Origin of the sequence: Scytonema sp. PCC 10023, from assembly GCF_963920835.1 — a bacterium.
In the GTDB taxonomy this organism is placed as follows: domain Bacteria; phylum Cyanobacteriota; class Cyanobacteriia; order Cyanobacteriales; family Nostocaceae; genus Kalymmatonema.
Map to the genome: position 1 here is coordinate 1 of NZ_CAWUDP010000144.1, position 19,333 is coordinate 19,333.

Here is a 19,333-nt window from a genome sequence, read left to right on the forward strand (position 1 = left end):
ATCAATCGCCGTAAAGGTTTGCAGTTTCGCACCGCGAACTAGTCTAAACTCCAGTAAGTTTTTGCAACATCGCCTTTTGTGTTTGGATCTGCTTTTCTAAGGTGGATGTGGTGTTTGCTAGTTGCGCGTTCGCTTCATTTAGCCGAGATTGAGCTGTTTGATAAGCCTCTCGCCTGTCGTCTAAAGCCGAAAGGCTTGAGGCTCCTTCTTGTTGCAAAGTTTGATAGCGCTGATAGTTGATTTGTGCATTCCACAACTCAGCTTCGGCACGAGCTACTGCTGCTTTTCTCTCGGCAGTTTCTGTGCGTAACTGGGCTTCTAATCGGGCAATAGTGGCTTCTTGCGCGGCAATTTCTGCCTGTTTTGCCTCCCCTGCTTTAATTTGAGTTAGTTTCGCTTGCTCCACAGCGAGATTTTGTTTTGCCTCGGCTAGTTCCGCCTGCTTTTTATCGAGTCCTTGCAGAATTGCAATCACTTGCCCGGCTTGAACGCGATCGCCTTCTTCTACTAGTAATTTATTGACCCGACTATCTTGGGCATTAGCAACAGATAACTTAATGACTTCTCCCTGTGGCTCTAGTCTTCCCAAGGCTGTCACTTTAGTTGCTGGAACAATATTCTCAGTAGGAGTTAGAGTCGGGTTTTGTTTTTGCGTTTGGGAAATAACATAAGTCGCACCCACACCTATGGTAGTAATAATAGCTATACCAATCACCCAGGGAGTAAGCTTTTTACCTACCCTTGCTTTTGGTATCGTAGCTGGCTGTAGGGATACTGACTTTGTTGAGTTTTGGTCTTTAGTTGCAACCATTGTTAGTTTATGTGAGTATAATCTATAACTTTTTTGGAAAAACCTTATTGCCTTTTGTAGAGCTTATGGAATAAATTATGAGCTTTTCCTACGACTAAATTCACTCGGGTAAATGATTCTAAACATTCTGCGTCTAGGTGAGCTAGTCAGGCGACAATTGAAGTAGAGAGAGTATTCATAACACTTCAACTACACTTACAGTTGTAGAAAAATAAAATGAGGAACCTGTGAGGACACTAAAACAAATCCAACTTTAAGGCAGGTAGTTTCATTTGAAGTATTGTCTTTCACCTTATCCTCAGCAAAATAATTAGGTAGGAATGTTATGAATGGGGATGAACTATTGCAACGTTACGCTGCTGGCGAACGCGACTTCAGCAGAGCCGATTTATTAGGAATTAACTTAACTCAGGCAAAATTAAGTGGAGTAAATTTAATTCGGACAAACTTGTTGCAAGCAGTGCTAAGTGGAGCGAACCTCAGTGGGGCGTTCTTGGTGATGGCGAATTTAGGTGAGGCGAATCTGAAACGAGCCACCCTAATTATTGCTAACCTCAGTGGAGCGGATTTGAGCAAAGCTAACTTAAATGAAGCTAACCTCAGCGAAGCTGTACTAACAGGTGCGATTTTGCACAAAGCAAATTTATCCAGTGCTAACTTGCGGGGTGCAATCTTAGCAGGAGCAAACCTTATGGATTCTAATCTCCAAGGCGTTAACTTACAGGGAGCTAATCTTTACGGCGCAGACTTACAAAGAGCCAATCTTAGTCGTGCTGATCTGAGCCAGACTAACCTGCGAGGGGCAAATTTGCAAGGAGCGATCATGCCTGATGGCAGTATCCACAATTGAAAATAGCTAGCAGTTAGGGGGTGCAACACAGATGAATATCAATGCAGATGAGCTACTGAAACAGTATGCAACTGGAAAACGGAATTTCCAGGGCTTTGATTTGAATGGGGCAGACTTCCACCGAGCTGTTCTTAAGGGAATAGCTTTGAACGGTAGCAATTTAATTGGGGCAAACTTGAGTGGGGCTGACTTGGAAGCAGCAGACTTGAGTGGAGCAAACCTAATTGGAGCCAATCTCAGTGGGGCAAACCTTATTGGAGTTAACCTGAATGGAACTGATTTGATCGGGGCTAACTTGGTTGGAGCAAAGTTAGAAAATGCTTGCTGCGTGAAAGCAAATATGAATGGAGCCAATCTCAATGGTGCTAACCTGAGTAGGGCGAACTTGAATCAAGCATCCCTGAGTGGAGCAAACTTGGCTGAAACCGTTTTGAGTGCCACCTTGAGAAATGCCAAATTGGAGGGAGCTAACTTTTGCCGCGCCAGTTTGATAGAGGCTGACTTACAGCAGACAAACCTAAGTGGAGCAAACTTAGTCGGGACTAACCTAGCACAAGCTAACCTGAGAAAAGCTAATTTAGCAGAAGCAAATTTGAGTGGAGCAAGCTTAAAAGCAGCCGATTTGAGTGAAGCTGACTTAACTGGAGCTAACTTGCATGCAGAAAGTCTACAAGAAGCAAATTTGCAAGGAACAACCATGCCTAATGGCAGAATATGCGATCGCGGCTTCAATTAACATGACTCCTGATTGGACTTTGATTATTAACCTCCCTCCTCACAAGTTCTTCAAGATTATCGTCTAAGTTCAAGGTAAAGCGATCGCGCGTAGCGCACTGCCGAAAGGGCAATCGCATAGTTATTTGGGATTAGGAATTGAGAACCATTGATAATTTCTCAAACCCTAACTACCAAAGATTTGTTCAGTTGTGTAGAAATGCTTGGTGATTATTCACAGGTGACAGTCATGCAACAAAAAGGTTTTGCCACCATCGACGGCAATGAGGCAGTTGCAAAAATAGCTTATCAACTTAACGAAGTCATTGCCATTTATCCCATCACCCCCTCTACACCAATGGGCGAATGGGCAGATTCTTGGGCAGCAGAAGGAAAGCCTAATCTTTGGGGTACTGCTCCTACAATTATTGAAATGCAGGATGAAGGCGGAGTGGCTGGTACTATCCACGGTGCATTGCAAACAGGGGCGCTCACAACTACATTCACAGCATCCCAAGGCTTGTTGTTGATGATACCGAATATGTACAAGATTGCTGGGGAACTGACTCCAACAGTCTTTCATGTTGCATCCCGTTCTCTAGCAGCGCAAGCGCTCTCCATTTTCGGTGATCATAGTGATGTGATGGCAACTCGTGCCACAGGTTTCGCGCTCCTTTGCTCCACTTCTGTACAGGAAGCACACGACTTTGCCCTGATTGCTCACGCCGCAACGCTAGAGTCGAGAATTCCCTTTCTACACTTTTTTGATGGGTTCCGCACTTCCCATGAAATTTCCAAAGTTGAGTTATTAACGCCGCAAGACTTGCAAACATTGATTGATGAAAATGTGATTCTGGAACATCGAGCACGGGCACTATCCCCTGATCATCCAGTATTGCGTGGAACAGCACAAAATCCAGATATTTATTTCCAAGCACGGGAAACAGTAAATCCCTACTACGCTGCTTGTCCAGAGATTGTCCAAAAAGTGATGGATAGGTTTGCTGAACTCACAAACAGACACTATCACTTGTTTGACTATCACGGTGCTAAAGATGCTGAACACGTCATGGTTTTGATGGGTTCAGGTTGTGAGGCGGTGCATGAAACAGTAGACTATCTTAACACTCATGGTCATAAGGTGGGCGTGGTAAAAGTGCGGCTGTATCGTCCTTTTGATGCTAGAAAATTTGTTGAGAGTTTACCTAAGACTGTGAAAGCGATCGCAGTTCTAGATCGCACCAAAGAACTTGGTAGCGCTGGCGAACCCTTGTATTTGGATGTTGTCACCGCCTTATATGAAGCATGGGAAGGACGAGACAAAGCCAATTCCCTCCCTCCTAAAATCATCGGTGGTCGCTATGGGTTATCTTCCAAAGAATTCACACCAGCAATGGTTAAGGCTATCTTTGATAATCTAGGGGCAGATGAACCAAAAAATCATTTTACAGTGGGTATTCATGAGGACATTACCCACACCAGCCTAGACTATGACCCGGAATTTTGCATCGAATCAGACAATGTTGTCCGTGCTATCTTCTACGGTCTAGGTTCCGATGGTACAGTGGGGGCAAATAAAAATTCCATCAAAATTATTGGCGAAGAAACTAATAACTACGCTCAAGGCTATTTTGTTTACGACTCGAAAAAATCGGGTTCTGTCACAACCTCTCATTTACGGTTTGGTTCTCAACTTATCCGTTCCAGCTATTTAATTAACGAAGCCAATTTTGTCGCCTGTCATCAATGGGGATTCTTGGAACGCTTCGATATGCTCAAGCATATTGTTCCAGGAGGAACATTCTTACTCAACAGTCCATACTCAAAAGAAGAAGTTTGGCAGCATTTACCTCGGACAGTGCAAGAGCAAATCGTTAACAAGCACTTGAAGTTTTACGTCATCAATGCCTATAAAGTTGCTCATGAGAATGGCATGGGTGGGCGTATAAACACGGTGATGCAAGTTTGCTTTTTTGCTCTGTCTGGTGTTTTACCCAAAGATGAAGCAATAGCCCAAATAAAACGCTCGATTGAAAAAACCTATGGCAAGAAAGGCGATGAAATTGTTGAAATGAATTTACGAGCGGTTGACCAAACGCTAGAGCATTTGTATGAGGTTTCAGTTCCCAATCGCATTGATAGTTCAATTGAATTACATCCACCAGTACCTGATACTGCGCCGGAGTTTGTCCGTGAAGTCTTAGGTAAGATGATTGCTGGATGCGGTAATGAAGTTCCTGTAAGTGCGTTACCACCAGATGGGACTTATCCGACAGGGACAGCCAAATACGAGAAGCGCAATATTGCCCAGGAAATTCCGGTTTGGGATTCGGATGTTTGCGTACAATGTGGCAAGTGCGTCATGGTTTGTCCCCATAGCGTCATCCGCAGTAAGGTTTACGAGCCACAGCATCTAGAAAATGCACCTGCAACATTTAAAAGTACCAATGCTAGGGAGCACGATTGGCACGGGTTGAAGTTCACAATTCAGGTAGCAGCGGAAGATTGTACAGGCTGCGGTATATGTGTCGATGTTTGTCCTGCCAAGAATAAGGCACAACCACGTCTGAAGGCAATTAATATGCAGCCGCAAGCACCGTTGCGGGAACAAGAACACTCAAACTGGGATTTCTTCTTAAGTCTCCCGAATCCTGACCGACGGCAATTGAAGCTCACACACATTAACCAACAGCAGATGCAGGAACCGCTGTTTGAGTTTTCTGGTGCTTGTGCAGGTTGTGGGGAAACTCCTTACATTAAGTTGGTGAGTCAATTGTTTGGCGATCGCGCTCTTGTTGCCAATGCCACAGGTTGTTCCTCAATTTATGGCGGTAATTTACCAACAACCCCGTGGACGAAAAATGCTCAAGGTCGTGGTCCTGCTTGGTCAAATTCTCTATTTGAAGACAATGCAGAATTTGGTTTAGGTTTCCGTCTTTCCATCGACAAACAACGAGAATTTGCTTGTGAACTCCTCAAACAACTTGCACCGCAAATAGGCGAAACATTAGTGACTAGTCTCTTGAGTGCAGAACAAGAAGATGAAGCTGATATCTACGAACAGCGTGAACGAGTTACAGCGCTCAAACAACGGCTAGATGAGCTACTAGCTAATGTAGAGACGTTATCTGCAACGTCAAGACAAAACGATAATATAAGATCCAAACTCCAAAATCTCAAATCCCTTGCCGATTTGCTGGTGAAAAAGAGCGTCTGGATTATCGGCGGTGATGGTTGGGCGTATGACATTGGTTTTGGCGGACTAGACCATGTTTTGGCAAGTGGGCGTAATGTCAACATCCTGGTTTTAGATACAGAAGTGTATTCCAACACAGGCGGACAGATGTCAAAATCTACACCGCGTGGTGCGATCGCTAAATTTGCAGCTTCTGGTAAAAGCGCCGCGAAAAAAGACTTAGGTTTAATCGCTATGACCTACGGTAATGTTTATGTTGCTAGTGTGGCGATGGGTGCAAAAGACGAACACACCCTCAAAGCGTTCTTAGAAGCTGAAGCTTATTCAGGTCCTTCGTTGATTATTGCCTACAGCCATTGCATTGCCCACGGCATTAATATGAGTACTGCAATGCAGAATCAAAAAGCTGCAGTTGATTCTGGACGCTGGTTGCTTTATCGGTTTCATCCTGAGCGCATCAAGCAAGGAGAAAACCCACTGCAACTAGACTCCCGTATTCCTAAACTTCCAGTCGAAGAATATATGTACCTGGAAAACCGCTTCAAGATGTTGACGAAGAGCCATCCAGAGCAGGCAAAACAGTTACTGCAACAGGCACAACAAGATGTGAACACTCGCTGGAAGCTTTACCAATACTTAGCTGCACGGCAATTAGATATACCCAATGGTCGTCATAGTGACATATCCACAGTAGAAAATGTTGTGCTATCCACGAGCCATCAAACCTAAGCATTTGAGAAATTGATTTCAGTATCGAAAATACCTTAATTTCTCGAACTTTCTTCTCTTGTTCAAGGAGTTAATTATGTCTGAAAAACATTACGAAATTGCGGAGTGTCCTAAATGTGGCAAGCACGACTTTGTAGACAAAGATGAAAAGGAATGGGTTTGCTTAAACTGTGGCTTTTCTAAAGATATATCGAAGTCAGAATCAGAACCAAGTCCTGGAATAGGAGGAATGTGGTTCTGGGTGTTAGTCGTTACATTAATTTGGATGGCGCTGATGGTGTAATTTTTTCGCTTTCTCTGCCAGCTTCTCAACTTCCACAAGATTCTAAACAATAAAAATTTGAATTTGATTATGGACATAACAACAACATACATGGGATTAAAGCTGAAATCACCGCTTGTTCCTTCCGCATCTCCTCTTTCCATAGACATCGATAATATCAAGCAGATGGAAGATGCAGGCGCAGGTGCAGTAGTGATGGATTCGCTTTTTGAAGAGCAGTTGCGGTTAGAGCGTTACGAACTACACCATCACCTGACCCAGGGTACCGAAAGTTACCCAGAAGCTCTTACCTATTTCCCAGAACCATCTGCTTTTCGGGTGGGACCAGAAGAATATCTCAATCATATCCGTAAATCTAAGGAAAAGGTGAGTATTCCCATTATTGCCAGTCTTAATGGTTCATCTCTGGGTGGACGAGCTATGCAAAGCAGATTCAGCAAGCAGGAGCAGAAGCTCTTGAATTGAATATTTACTATGTTCCAACAGACATAGATTTGACTGCTCAACAAATTGAGCAAACTTATATTGACATTCTCAAAGCAGTCAAAGCTGTAGTGACAATTCCAGTTGCCATCAAGGTTAGTCCTTACTTCACAAGTATGGGGAATATGGCGAAGCGTTTGGATACAGCAGGAGCAGACGCTTTGGTCTTATTCAACCGCTTTTATCAACCAGATATCAACCTCAAAACATTGAAAGTCGAACCAAATGTGCTATTGAGTACACCACAAGCGATGCGATTACCGCTGAGGTGGATTGCGATTCTCTACGGGCGCATCAATGCGAATTTGGCTGCAACGAGCGGCATTCATACTGGAAAGGATGTCGTAAAAATGCTGATGGCAGGTGCAGATCTTACTATGCTTTGTTCCGTACTGTTACAGCATGGTATCAAATATATCGAAGTGATTGAACAGCAACTACGAGAATGGATGAAAGAACACGAGTATGAATCTATCAAGCTAATGCAGGGTAGTATGAGCCAGCAGCATTGCCCTAACCCAAGTGCATTTGAACGCGCCCAGTATATGCGTGCTATTCAAACCTTCAAATCGGAATGGAACAGCATTTACGAAGTCTCTCATTATTTTGGATGAAAATCATGAAAAAATAAAATTTATTGACGAATACCGAGACGCTCAAGCAGCACAAAAGTATGCACAAGCCATTTCTGCCATGACTACCAAATCGTTGAATTTTTGGTAGTCCTAAACAGTAATGGATGATTGAATTTCATTAATGCATATTCAACTGTCTAAATATGACTGACATATTGAGAACTGCCCGTGAAAAGTCAGATTCATATATGCATTTTACTGTCAACTATCACCTTGCAAAATTTTAATGCGTTTGCCCTAGGATGCTCTCAGTATTAATTTTATCGGGAAAGGCAGAGGGCAGGAGGCAGCTATGCTGAAGGGAATTCTGGTTCCTGCCCTCTGCCCGTGACCTCCGGGAACAAGGGTTTAAGACCCCGACTGAACAAAGTTCAGTCGCTACGTTTAGCAGGGGTCCCAATCCCCCATCTTACGGAACCTTCTGCCCTCTGCCTTCGTACTTCTGCCTTCTTCAATTTCTGTTCATACAATTTTACAAAATTCTCACCAGTTACTCACGTTTGATATCTATTCTTAAATAGAACGTGAATAAATCTACGTTTTTATTGGTATTTACCAAATATTTTTAAGGGCCTTTATTTTAATTACTTTCATGGCTGCGGGTTATTTTCGACAAGCTTGCGCTCGTAAGCCGTCGAAAATAACCCGCACAAAGCGTGCGTTCCACGAAAATGCCCCTTTTTGCGATAAATATTCTGGAATACATGATATTTCTCTTGAATAACTAGTATGTGCATCTAACTAGGCCTAATGCTAGGGAAGCTACCACCTTATGCTAAGTGCCACTTCAATGTTCCGAGTTAGTTTTTGGATATGGAACTTCACCCTTTCAAGGTTCGCTTGAGCGTCTGCAAATGGCAGATATCTGCTTTGAGCATGATCATAAAGTTCCCACTCTGCTGAAAACAGGAACAGTGTAAACTTTTCTGTGCTTCAGTAGATAACGGCTAAAAGCTAGTCAGAGCAATCTTCTGAAATACTTGGGCATTTCATGTCAGCAACTCTAGCCTTAGCCCAACTACTATGTTTTTTACGTAAGTACTAACCCTTTCTCTAAATTTATGAGTAACAGCGTGTGTGTCAAAACAATCTTGATCCTGACTGCAATTCCCCATAGTTTACGCTTGGATAAGGAAATTCGTTTAATTGAAGAAGCTATCCGCCGCGCTGCAAAGCGAGATTTATTCAAGATTACGCTTAGGACTGCTGTCCGCCCGACTGATATTCGCCGTGCTATTGCAGAAGAACAGCCCCAAATCGTCCATTTTTGCGGACATGGTTTGGAGGATGGTAGTTTGCTGTTAGAAGACGATGGGGGACAGAACAAAGCTGTTTCACCATGCGGACTGGCATCACTTTTTGAGTTACACGCGGATTATGTCAACTGCGTGCTGTTAAATGCTTGTCACTCTGTCAAATCTGCTGAAGCAATTAGTGAATATATTAATTATGCCATTGGCATGAACCAGCAGATTCAGGATAAATCTGCAATTGAGTTTGCTCAAGGTTTTTATGATGGATTGGGTTATAAAACTTCAGAATCGGGAGACGTGTTTCAAAGAGCATTTAAGGAAGGTTTAGTGGCGATTAAACTAGAAAGCCTTTCCCAATCGGAGATTCCAGTTATTAAAACAAGAGTAAATATAGATAAACCACATAAACCAATGGATATAGCGTTACTGGTTGAATTTTTAGCACCCTGTCTGCCATTTCTACTGAATGTGAGCAATAAGACAGGAGAAGGTGCATCCCAGAAACTAGGTGAGGATGTTTGGCGAAAGGCTACTGTTATCTGGGGTAAATTGCAACCAAAGGTAGAAGCTAAGGAAGCTACTCAAGAAGCAGCGATGGATCTAGTGAAAAATCCTCTGGATGAGGATTCCCAAGCTGCTTTGCGGCAACAACTCAAGAAAATCCTGGAGCGTGATTCATCTCTAGCAGCAGAAATTGCTCAGATTTTCCAAGAACAATCGACCACAGTGGGTGGTGATAATATCCACCAAGATATCAGTGGAACTGGCAACCAAGTGATTGGAAAAATGGAGGGTAATGCTAAGGCTATTGGTAAAGTACACGGCAATGTAAATATGTAATGCCTGGAGCTATAACTTATGTCAACTAAATCAACACCTCAACCATTACAGCCGCCTTCAACTGATATTCAACAGCATTTGAAAGGTAACAATAACCAATCTATTGGAAAGATGAACGGCGGTAATGCATTTGGTACAGTCGAAGGTAGTATATCAATAATATACAACTACTATTACCGTGAAGATACCCAGATAGTACCAGTACCTATTGAATCTACTAGTGCTCCTGATGACAATCTTCCCTGTCCCTATCGCGGTTTGTTTCACTTTGGTCCCAATGACGCGGATGTTTTCTTTGGACGTGAGGTATTTGTACAAGAACTTTTTGCTGCCACTCAAAAACGTAATTTTATACCCGTATTGGGGGGATCGGGAAGTGGAAAATCTTCAGTGGTATTGGCGGGATTAGTACCAAAGCTACAAAAAGAAGGTGACTGGTTATTTACTCACTTCCGTCCGGGTTCTGACCCTTTTCATGCTTTAGCTGAGGCGTTAGTACCACTCTACACATCTGGTGATTCTACTACACAAATAATTCAAGCTCGCAAGTTGGCACAAGCCCTTGGGGACAGTGTAATCACTCTTCATGATATACTTTCCCATATCCAGCGCCTGCATCCAAATCATCGCTTATTGTTGATTGCAGACCAGTTTGAAGAACTTTACACTCTATGCACAGAACAGAAAATTCGCCGTAGTTTTTTAGACACTTTATTAGCCAGTTTTCAATCTTCACCTTCGATAACTCAATATAATAATGTGCTAGTTGCAACAATGCGGGCGGATTTTTTGGGGGATGCCCTCTCAATTCCTCAATTTGGAGATTTGTTGCGAAATGCTGATGTCAAAATTAGGTCGATGAATCATGAAGAACTTTCACAAGTAATTGAAAAGCCTGCTGAAAAGTTAGGGGTAGGTTTTGAAACTGCATTGGTAAAGCGTATCTTAGATGATGTGAAAGATGAGCCTGGTAATTTACCTCTGCTAGAATTTGCTTTAACACAATTGTGGAAACGGCGAAAGGGTAAACAGTTAACTCATGCTGCTTATGAGGAAATTGGTAAGGTACAAGGTGCATTGGCTCGTCATGCAGATGAAAATTATTGCAAGTTGAGCGCGACTGAGCAGGAACAGGTACGGCGGATTTTTATCCAATTGGTGCGTCCAGGGGAGGGAACCGAGGATACGCGACGACTAGCAACGAAAGCCGAATTGAGTCAAGCAAGCTGGGGATTAATAAAACACTTAGCAGATGCGCGATTAGTGGTTACGAGTCGTAATGCTGCGGATCAAGAAACAGTAGAGGTTGTCCATGAAGCCTTGATTCGCAACTGGGGTGAACTGCGACAATGGATGGATGCAGACCGTTGTTTTCGTACTTGGCAAGAACAGTTGCGGGTGGCGATGCGTACTTGGGAGAGTAGTGGCTTTGATGAAGGTGCCCTGTTGCGAGGAAAGCCACTGGTGGACGCAGAAGACTGGCAAGCCAAACGTTTTATAGAATTGAGTTCGCTTGAGAGGAGTTTCATTGGGCTGAGTGTGGAACTGCGTAAGCAACAAAGCAAAAAACAAAGGCGCAAGCGACAACTGACTATTTCATCGCTAACTGGCAGCTTAGTGCTAGCTTTGATGTTAGCTGGAGTTGTTGCATGGCAATGGCAGAAATCAGTAGAGCAGACTGCAATCTCAAAAGCAACATCGGCAGAGAGTTTGTTACAGACTAATCCAATAGAGGGATTGGTTCAAGCGATTGATGCTATTGGTTCAAGCCAGTCATTGTTTTCTCGGGTTCCTCCAAGGGAAGTTCAGTCTAGTTTACTATCGGCTGTACAAATAGCCCAAAAAGGTACTATAGAACGCAATATTTTGAGAAGTCATGGGGGTGATGTCCTCTCGGTCCGCATTAGCCCAGATGGAAAGTATATTGCCAACAGCAATCTTAATAAGACAGTTCAGTTGTGGGATTTCAAAGGTAACCTGATTGCTCACTTAAAAGGACATACCAAGCGCGTTCCTGCCCTTGCTTTCTCTCCAGATGGAAAATATATTGTTACTGGCAGTGAGGACAAGACATTGAGGTTGTGGGACATAAAAAACGGCAAGCCCATTGGTAACCCTTTTCAGGGACATCAAAGAACTGTTCATTCAGTCGCTTTCAGTCCAGACGGAAAGTATATTCTTAGTGGCCCTTGGGATGGCACACTGAGGTTATGGAACATGAAAGGCAACCTCATTAATAAACCCTTTAAAGCGCAAGAAAAAAATATTTATTCAGTTGCCTTTAGCCCTGATGGGCAGTACATAGTTAGTGGCGCTGACAGCACAATCACGTTGTGGGATCTCAAGGGCAACCCCGTTCGTGAACCTTTTAAAGTAGGTAGTAAAGTCTTCTCAGTCGCCTTTAGTCCAGACGGAAAGTACATTGTTAGTGGCAGCGATGACCAAACAGTCAGGTTATGGGACATAAACGGTAAGCTAATTAGTCAACCTTTTAGAGGACATGAGGGGGCAGTTAAGTCAGTTACCTTTACGGATAAAAAAACTATTATCAGTGGTGGTTCTGACAAGACAGTACGAAGATGGGACCTTAAGGGTAACCCAATTGGTCAAGCGTTTCAAGGACATGAGGCAGCTGTAACTTCGGTTACCATTAGCCGGGATGGAAAAACTATTATCAGTGGTAGTGAGGACGGCACAATTAGATTGTGGGATACAGAGAAAAGCTCTATTGGTAAACCTATTGGGCATGATTGGGAAGTGAAGTCAGTTGCCTTTAGTCCAGATGAGCGATATATCGTCAGTGCCTGTTTGGATGGGAAAGTACGGTTGTGGGACATTCAAGGCAACCTTATTAAGACCTTCCCCGGACATGAAAGTGGTGTTCTCAAAGCAGTATTCAGCCCAGATGGACAGTATATTGCTAGTAGCAGTCAAGACGGCACGATACGGTTATGGGATATTAAGGGTAATCCTGTTAGTAAACCCTTGAAGGGTCATCTCGATCCTGTCCAAGCGATCGCTTTCAGTCCAGATAGCAAGTATATTGTCAGTGGTGGAGAAGATAAGACATTGCGATTGTGGGATATCAAAGGCAATCTTATTGTTAAGTTCTTACTCAAACACGAGGGTGGGGTTAACTCAGTTACCTTCAGCTTAGATGGCAAGTACATTATCAGTGGCAGTGATGATAAGACAATTAGACTGTGGAACCTCAAAGGAGAGCCAATTAGGGAGCCATTTAAAGGGCATGAGGATAAAGTTACTTCAATTGCCATTAGCCCAGATAAAAACTATATTGTCAGCGGCAGTTCGGATAAAACATTGCGCTTATGGGACATGAACGGCAAACAAATTGATCAACCCTTCAAAGGGCATGAGAGTCAAATATTTTCAGTTGCCTTTAGCCCGGACGGGCAGTACATTGCTAGTAGCGGTGAAGACAAGACGGTGAGACTGTGGGACATTAATGGCAATCCCATTGGTACCCCTTTAATGGGGCATGACGGGGGTGTTTGGTCAGTTGCTATCAGTCCAGATGGACATACTATCGCTAGTGGTGCTTGGGATAGCAAAATGCGCTTGTGGCAAGGTGGTACTTGGCAAACTTTGCTTCAGTTGGGGTGCAAGACGTTACGAGGGCATTCTGTCCTTGTCGAACCTCAAACTCAGGTTGCCAAATCAGCAGCGTTAATCTGTCAAAAGTATGTCTGGGACAAATAGCTTCTTTATGCGTTTAATAGCCTGTCCTTTACCCGATTATAAAAGTGTAGGTGTATTACAGCAGTTTTCATATAAATGAACCACACCGTATGTAAGGGCGCAAGCAAGAGCGCCCCTACGACTGTGGTCTAATATGATGTCCGGCTAATTAGTTATGATTTCCACGTTAGCTGCACCCCACCACGCCAGTTGCTACAACGGGGGGAACCCCAACGCCAGTCACCTGCACTGGCTTCTCCGTCTTCAGTGCTGGCTCCGCAACGCACTGGCTCCCTTAATCCCTCTACCACGTGTGGTGAAGGGGAGGTGAAGCGCAGCTTTACCGGGGTGGGGTTCTTAGGGTGATGATAAGTATTTAACCGAACTTGATATAACTACCTGAAAATTGCTGTAATACGCTGCATGACAAACTAGGAAGCTGGTGTAAACTGAAAACTCTTGATGATAACCTCTACTTCTTTTTTGTCAGTTGGTGGCTTACTATCATACAACCAAAGGTTGATATGCACTCTCAGAGGCTGCTGGGGAATCCTTTTAGAACTAACATCGCGTTGATAGGACCAAGCCTCTATTTCAAATTCATCATTGTTCGTATGATCGTGAAGACTTTGAAAATCTACCTTTTCGCTAGTCCAAACAAATCGATGTGTTGTGTAGGTTCCATTTAAAGAAAAACTGAATTTATATGTATCTTCACAGTCCGGTAGACAGTCCGGTAGTTCTTTACAGTCCGGTAGTTGAGGAACACTAGGATCACTAGGCCAAACTTTAAATTGACCATTTGTACCCCCAGGATTGGTCCATCTTGCTATTTCAATATCTATTTCATTTTTTCCATTTTCAGTAACACCTTCTTCAAAATTGAATAACCCCAATACGATATTTGGGTCAAACAGGTCTATACGACCAATTACGTGAAATTGGTACTTTCCAAATCCCAAATTTTTTATTGTGTGAAGTTCGGCACAGTACCACTTTCCATTTTCTTGAGTAATCTTGAGGTGTAGTAAACCATCTTCGTCAACCCAGACATTATTACTTCTCCAATTATTAGGTTTGTCTGGACCAGGCATATCTGTTTCATCAGGTCGCACTAGCCAATCATAGCCTGAGAATTTAAGAATTTTTGTGTCACCCATTTTTCTTTTTCTCCTAAATATTCACGGGTTTTTAACCCCTCGTGGGGCGCTTATATCTTGCATCTGGAAATTTCAATTTTATTAGAATACATATAAAAAGTATGCGCAAGCAATTTCTGCCATTACCACCAAACCATGGACAATTATGGAAATTTGTGGGGGACAGACGCATTCTATTGTCAAATTTGGCATAGATGAACTTCTCCCTAAAGAGATTACGTTAATTCATGGTCCTGGTTGTCCGGTTTGCGTGACACCTGTGGAATTGCTTGATAAAGCAATTGCTTTGTCTTCAAAGCCAAACGTTATCTTTTGTTCCTTTGGCGATATGCTACGAGTACCCGGTAGCCAAACAGACTTACTCGCCATCAAAGCAAGCGGCGGTGATATCCGAATCATTTATTCGCCACTGGATGTTCTTAAAATTGCTCAAGCTAACCCAGAAAAACAAGTTGTCTTCTTCGCGGTGGGGTTTGAAACGACTGCACCTGCGACAGCGATGGCAGTGTACCAGGCGCATCAGCAAGGAATTCATAACTTTTCTCTACTGGTGTCTCATGTACTCGTTCCACCAGCAATGGACGCGATTCTTGCTTCACCTGACAATCAAGTGCAAGGCTTTTTAGCGGCGGGACACGTTTGCACTGTCATGGGGTATAGCGAATACGAACCCATTGCCAAAAAATATCATGTTCCGATTGTGGTTACAGGTTTTGAGCCGTTAGATATTCTCCAAGGTGTGTATTTGTGTATCAAACAGTTCGAGGAGGGACAAGCGTTAGTAGAAAATCAGTACATACGTTCAGTGCGCCGTAGTGGAAATGAAGTAGCACAGCAACTCATTCAAGAAGTGTTTGAAATTGTGCCGCGAAACTGGCGAGGAATCGGTGAGATTCCACAAAGTGGGTTGGGATTACGTGAGAAATACGCTCAATTTGATGCCCAAAAGCGTTTTTACCTTGATAGTTTCACTGTGCAAGAATCTGCCGAATGTATCAGTGGACTCATTTTACAAGGTGTGAAGAAACCCTACGAATGTTCTGCCTTTGGCAGAAGTTGTACCCCAGAACATCCCCTGGGTGCGCCAATGGTGTCATCTGAAGGTGCTTGTGCTGCATATTATCGCTATCGGCATCAATCAGCGATAAAAGTATGAGTTTTGTTTGGATAGCGTAGGTACTGAATTTTTAATTAATATTTAAAATTGCGGATTTGGGAGGAAAGGAGAAAGATGGAATCACAAGCAGGTCAAGTCAAACAAATTGCCGTACAATTATTAGCACAGAATGCTTGCCAATCCTCATATTTATCCAGCGATAAGTGATGAGGGAGGCAAAGGACAGCAAGAACAAGAATTGATTGTAATCGCAATTGAGATGGCTGAAAGTTTGATTGCTAAAGCGCACAAGAGAGAACAATGAGCAGATTAGCAAATACGCAGATTATTCTGAGTGAGCAGTCGAAATAAACAGTTATGACAACCTTTGAGGATTTTACCGTCACCTGTCCCCTACCGATTCAACAATATCCTACCGTTTTGCTAGCACATGGTGGTGGTGGCAAATTAATGCATCAGTTGATTTCACAAATGTTTCTGTCTACTTTTGGCAGTTTCAATAACTCCCAACATGATGCAGCTACTCTTCATCTCACAAGTGGCAAAATAGCTTTTACGACTGATTCTTATGTTGTTCAACCATTATTCTTCCCTGGTGGTGATATTGGTTCGTTAGCAGTGAATGGTACTGTCAACGATTTGGCAATGGCGGGTGCGCGTCCCCTTTACCTAAGTCTAAGTTTCATTTTGGAAGAAGGCTTACCGATGGAAACTCTATGGCGGGTAGTGCAATCAATTCAGCACGCAGCACGAGTAGCGGACGTGCAAATAGTCACTGGCGACACCAAAGTCGTTAACAGAGGTAAGGGGGATGGAATTTTTATTAACACCACAGGCATTGGCATTATTGAACACGAGCAAGAAATTTTACCACAAAGCGTTCAAAAGGGAGATGTGCTGCTTTTGAATGGCGACATTGGGCGACATGGCATTGCTATTATGGCTGTCAGAGAAGGATTAGAGTTTGAGACGACAATAGAAAGTGACTCAGCACCCCTTGCCGGTTTAGTGTTGCAGCTTTTAGCAGCAGGGATAGAAATTCATTGTCTGCGAGATTTGACGCGGGGAGGTTTAGCGAGTGCGTTAAATGAAATTGCTGAAGCTGCTGGTGTTGAAATTACCATTGATGAAAATCAGATTCCCGTGCGTGAAGATGTGCAAGGGGCGTGTGAAATTTTAGGGTTTGACCCCTTGTATGTGGCTAATGAAGGGCGTTTTGTGGCTTTTGTACCAGCAGCAGATACCCAGAAAGCTTTAGCAATCATGCAGGCTCATACTAATCCTTGCATTATTGGCAGTGTGACCGAGAAATCTGCTGGTGTGGTGAAGATGAAAAGCAAAATTGGTGCTAGTCGTATTGTTGATATGTTGAGCGGGGAACAGTTACCGCGAATTTGTTGAAGAAACAATTAATAATTATTTTAGAAACAATCGCCTAGTCATTTGTTCAAAGTATAAACATTAACCTTTAATAACATATTTGTTAACTCAGATCTTGCACCTACCGAATAAACCCGTAAAAAACAAATAAAGAGTACAAAAGTGTGACACTAGAATCAGCAGAAAACTTATGGTTAGTTTAGTATTTTAAATTACTATTACACTTAGAAAATCACGTATTTTGCCAAAAATGTGATAGCACGTTTTGTTAGGGCATGATGTTCCTTGTAGTGAGCCGTAGGCGTATGCGATCGTTAATAATGAGAGTGGCGCTTATTTGTGAAAATGTCCAAAATATGAGAGAAAAGGCGTGAAATGCATTTAGATAAGCAAGAAAAATGGTTTCAATTCTTGCCCACGCCCAAAACGCGCGTTTACACTTTGCTGTCATTGAGCATAGCTGTTTACCAACAAGAAAATCGAGGGAGCGATGTTGGGATTGTTCTTGGAAGCACAGGGGTATCCCTTACCTCAACACAGTAAAAGCAAGTCACAAGCGTGCCTTTTTCTACCAAAGCTCTCAAAGCCAGTACTATTTCTTGGTGGGGTAAACGACGATGGCAGATTGAGGGTTGGTTTAAAACCGCAAAACACCGTTTTGGGTTGCACCGTTTCGGTGAGTCAGCGCTGCAGGAGGGTTTCCCGACCTAGGCGACTGCAAACCCGAAGGGACAAGGAATCCTTTTAGGGGTTTATCGTTGGTTCGTGCTGTCTCTTATTTCCTATGTTTTAGCGCATTGGGCCTATTTATCGATAGCGATCGCCCCGGCATACCTACCTGATTGGGGACAAGCCGCAGAAATCGCGTTCCAAATTATATTGCCGCACTTGGTGGTGTACCTTATTCTACAAGATATTGAACGCCTGAGAAATTTGGCACGTAAGTCTTGGAATTGACATTCAAATTTCCAGGTGCAAGATCTGAGTTAAGTTCTTTGAATGTAGTATAAATCCTCACAAGTTCCTCATACTTGTTTTATGGAATAAAGATGGTCAGGGTAAGCATCTCCGCACAATGACTAAAGAACGTCGATATCTGTTTGCTTAATTAAGTTAGGTCGTCTCACTTCACCCTCTGACAGGGAAGAACTTAAGGGTATAGCGATCGCTACTAAGGGCGCTGCGCAAAGCGCTCCAGGTGCAGATCACTCGCCGAGGGCGCTCTACTCCGGAGGAGCCGCATAAAGGCATGGTGTAGGGCGCCCTACAGGAGCTATTGGACGTATGCGCAAAGCGCAGGCTGTCTTGAAAAGGACTCAGCCGAGCGCCGCAAGCGGTAATACTCCCAGAGGTAGCCGCCCTTTAGGCAATTGGTGCTTTGCGTGCTGTAAACGCTTTGCGCACACTACGTGCTGAAAGTGCCTGCCTGCAGAACTTACGGCGCAGCTGTGTCGCACTGCAAGGACAATCACAACGAATATCGACTCACAAGAGAATTTAAATTCCTACCCAGTTTTGGAGAAAGTTGGGTGTTAGTTGCTTACTGGAGGTTAATCTTGTCTAAGTCCCGCGTCAAAAGAATCGCAATTGCTTTCTCGTCCTTGATGGCAGTATTGACTGTGTGCCAAGAAGCTTCTGCTCAACTGAATGTAGGTCGCTACGGTGTCCAACCAGGACTAGAGCCAATGTATCTCCAATACCAGCTATCAGGACAGGATCTTTCCGAAATGCAAGGTATTTCTGAATGTACCGTAGGGTTTGGTCTTGGCTGCAACAAGTTTGCAACAGTACTTCAACAATTACTTGAGTCTAAAAACAGACCTAGTTACTACGACTTGCTAATGCGAGCAGCTGGGGGAGAGGAAAACTTTCGCAATTTTGCTTTTTTCTATGGTGATAATCCCAATCTCCTTTTTGTGCCATACGCCTCATTCTGGCAAAATGACAGTCCGTACATTTTGGACGGAAATCGCTATCTTCTTGGAAGTCCAGTAAGTCGAATTCCTGTGCGAGGTTTGGGGCTTGTCACCAACAATTTTTACTGGGCACCACTGAAGGTAGCCAATAACTCACTTAGCCCCCGCAATGGATTGCTGAACTTAAAGTATTCCTATGGGCGTTTGTTGTTTGAACCTATCCCACTAATGCCAGATTGTGGTAATCTACTTTTGACTTGATTTGGG

General features: G+C 43.4%; 11 protein-coding genes and 4 pseudogenes. 12 read left to right on the forward strand and 3 right to left on the reverse strand.

The window, feature by feature from the left end:
- Positions 1-43 precede the first annotated feature (43 nt).
- On the reverse strand, positions 44-811 hold the full coding sequence (locus ACM0OZ_RS43815) for a biotin/lipoyl-binding protein (RefSeq protein WP_414589173.1): 768 nt from the start codon (positions 809-811) through the stop codon (positions 44-46).
- 325 nt (positions 812-1,136) lie between these two features.
- Here ACM0OZ_RS43815 and ACM0OZ_RS43820 point away from each other — a divergent pair, with 325 nt between their 5' ends.
- From ACM0OZ_RS43820 to ACM0OZ_RS43850, 7 genes and pseudogenes are all read left to right on the forward strand, one after another.
- On the forward strand, positions 1,137-1,661 hold the full coding sequence (locus ACM0OZ_RS43820) for a pentapeptide repeat-containing protein (RefSeq protein WP_414589174.1): 525 nt from the start codon (positions 1,137-1,139) through the stop codon (positions 1,659-1,661).
- A 31-nt stretch (positions 1,662-1,692) separates the two neighbouring features.
- Positions 1,693-2,397, forward strand: coding sequence for a pentapeptide repeat-containing protein (locus ACM0OZ_RS43825; protein WP_414589175.1), 705 nt, complete (start codon positions 1,693-1,695; stop codon positions 2,395-2,397).
- Positions 2,398-2,625: 228 nt separating this feature from the next.
- Positions 2,626-6,300, forward strand: a complete 3,675-nt coding sequence (gene nifJ / locus ACM0OZ_RS43830) for a pyruvate:ferredoxin (flavodoxin) oxidoreductase (RefSeq protein WP_414589183.1) — start codon at positions 2,626-2,628, stop codon at positions 6,298-6,300.
- A gap of 76 nt (positions 6,301-6,376) precedes the next feature.
- On the forward strand, positions 6,377-6,583 hold the full coding sequence (locus ACM0OZ_RS43835; protein ID WP_414589176.1) for a hypothetical protein: 207 nt from the start codon (positions 6,377-6,379) through the stop codon (positions 6,581-6,583).
- Between the two features lie 69 nt (positions 6,584-6,652).
- Positions 6,653-7,680 (forward strand): annotated as a pseudogene (locus tag ACM0OZ_RS43840) (dihydroorotate dehydrogenase-like protein).
- Positions 7,681-8,762: 1,082 nt separating this feature from the next.
- The gene (locus tag ACM0OZ_RS43845) at positions 8,763-9,794 is read left to right on the forward strand and encodes a CHAT domain-containing protein (protein WP_414589177.1); all 1,032 of its coding nucleotides are present in this window, start codon (positions 8,763-8,765) and stop codon (positions 9,792-9,794) included.
- Positions 9,795-9,812: 18 nt separating this feature from the next.
- Complete coding sequence (locus ACM0OZ_RS43850) at positions 9,813-13,514, forward strand: WD40 repeat domain-containing protein (protein ID WP_414589178.1); 3,702 nt, start codon at positions 9,813-9,815, stop codon at positions 13,512-13,514.
- Positions 13,515-13,666: 152 nt separating this feature from the next.
- Here ACM0OZ_RS43850 and ACM0OZ_RS43855 read toward each other — a convergent pair whose 3' ends face one another.
- Both ACM0OZ_RS43855 and ACM0OZ_RS43860 read right to left on the reverse strand, forming a co-directional pair.
- Positions 13,667-13,804, reverse strand: a complete 138-nt coding sequence (locus tag ACM0OZ_RS43855; protein ID WP_414589179.1) for a hypothetical protein — start codon at positions 13,802-13,804, stop codon at positions 13,667-13,669.
- Positions 13,805-13,924: 120 nt separating this feature from the next.
- On the reverse strand, positions 13,925-14,653 hold the full coding sequence (locus ACM0OZ_RS43860; protein ID WP_414589180.1) for a glycoside hydrolase family 16 protein: 729 nt from the start codon (positions 14,651-14,653) through the stop codon (positions 13,925-13,927).
- Positions 14,654-14,756: 103 nt separating this feature from the next.
- Here ACM0OZ_RS43860 and hypD point away from each other — a divergent pair.
- The 5 genes and pseudogenes from hypD to ACM0OZ_RS43885 form a co-directional block, all read left to right on the forward strand.
- Positions 14,757-15,809: pseudogene (hypD, locus tag ACM0OZ_RS43865) on the forward strand (hydrogenase formation protein HypD); the annotation flags it as partial.
- 75 nt (positions 15,810-15,884) lie between these two features.
- Positions 15,885-16,074: pseudogene (locus ACM0OZ_RS43870) on the forward strand (hypothetical protein).
- Positions 16,075-16,127: 53 nt separating this feature from the next.
- The gene (gene hypE / locus ACM0OZ_RS43875; protein ID WP_414589181.1) at positions 16,128-17,171 is read left to right on the forward strand and encodes a hydrogenase expression/formation protein HypE; all 1,044 of its coding nucleotides are present in this window, start codon (positions 16,128-16,130) and stop codon (positions 17,169-17,171) included.
- A 546-nt stretch (positions 17,172-17,717) separates the two neighbouring features.
- A pseudogene (locus ACM0OZ_RS43880) lies at positions 17,718-18,083 on the forward strand (hypothetical protein); the annotation flags it as partial.
- A gap of 623 nt (positions 18,084-18,706) precedes the next feature.
- On the forward strand, positions 18,707-19,327 hold the full coding sequence (locus ACM0OZ_RS43885; protein ID WP_414589182.1) for a hypothetical protein: 621 nt from the start codon (positions 18,707-18,709) through the stop codon (positions 19,325-19,327).
- Positions 19,328-19,333 lie beyond the last annotated feature (6 nt).

Bases quoted from the DNA above. Each gene is read 5' to 3' on its own strand.
- ACM0OZ_RS43850 (WP_414589178.1), top strand. From the start codon at position 9,813: ATGTCAACTAAATCAACACCTCAACCATTACAGCCGCCTTCAACTGAT.
- hypE (WP_414589181.1), top strand. From the start codon at position 16,128: ATGACAACCTTTGAGGATTTTACCGTCACCTGTCCCCTACCGATTCAA.
- ACM0OZ_RS43845 (WP_414589177.1), top strand. From the start codon at position 8,763: ATGAGTAACAGCGTGTGTGTCAAAACAATCTTGATCCTGACTGCAATT.
- ACM0OZ_RS43820 (WP_414589174.1), top strand. From the start codon at position 1,137: ATGAATGGGGATGAACTATTGCAACGTTACGCTGCTGGCGAACGCGAC.
- ACM0OZ_RS43825 (WP_414589175.1), top strand. From the start codon at position 1,693: ATGAATATCAATGCAGATGAGCTACTGAAACAGTATGCAACTGGAAAA.
- ACM0OZ_RS43860 (WP_414589180.1), bottom strand. From the start codon at position 14,653: ATGGGTGACACAAAAATTCTTAAATTCTCAGGCTATGATTGGCTAGTG.
- nifJ (WP_414589183.1), top strand. From the start codon at position 2,626: ATGCAACAAAAAGGTTTTGCCACCATCGACGGCAATGAGGCAGTTGCA.
- ACM0OZ_RS43835 (WP_414589176.1), top strand. From the start codon at position 6,377: ATGTCTGAAAAACATTACGAAATTGCGGAGTGTCCTAAATGTGGCAAG.
- ACM0OZ_RS43815 (WP_414589173.1), bottom strand. From the start codon at position 811: ATGGTTGCAACTAAAGACCAAAACTCAACAAAGTCAGTATCCCTACAG.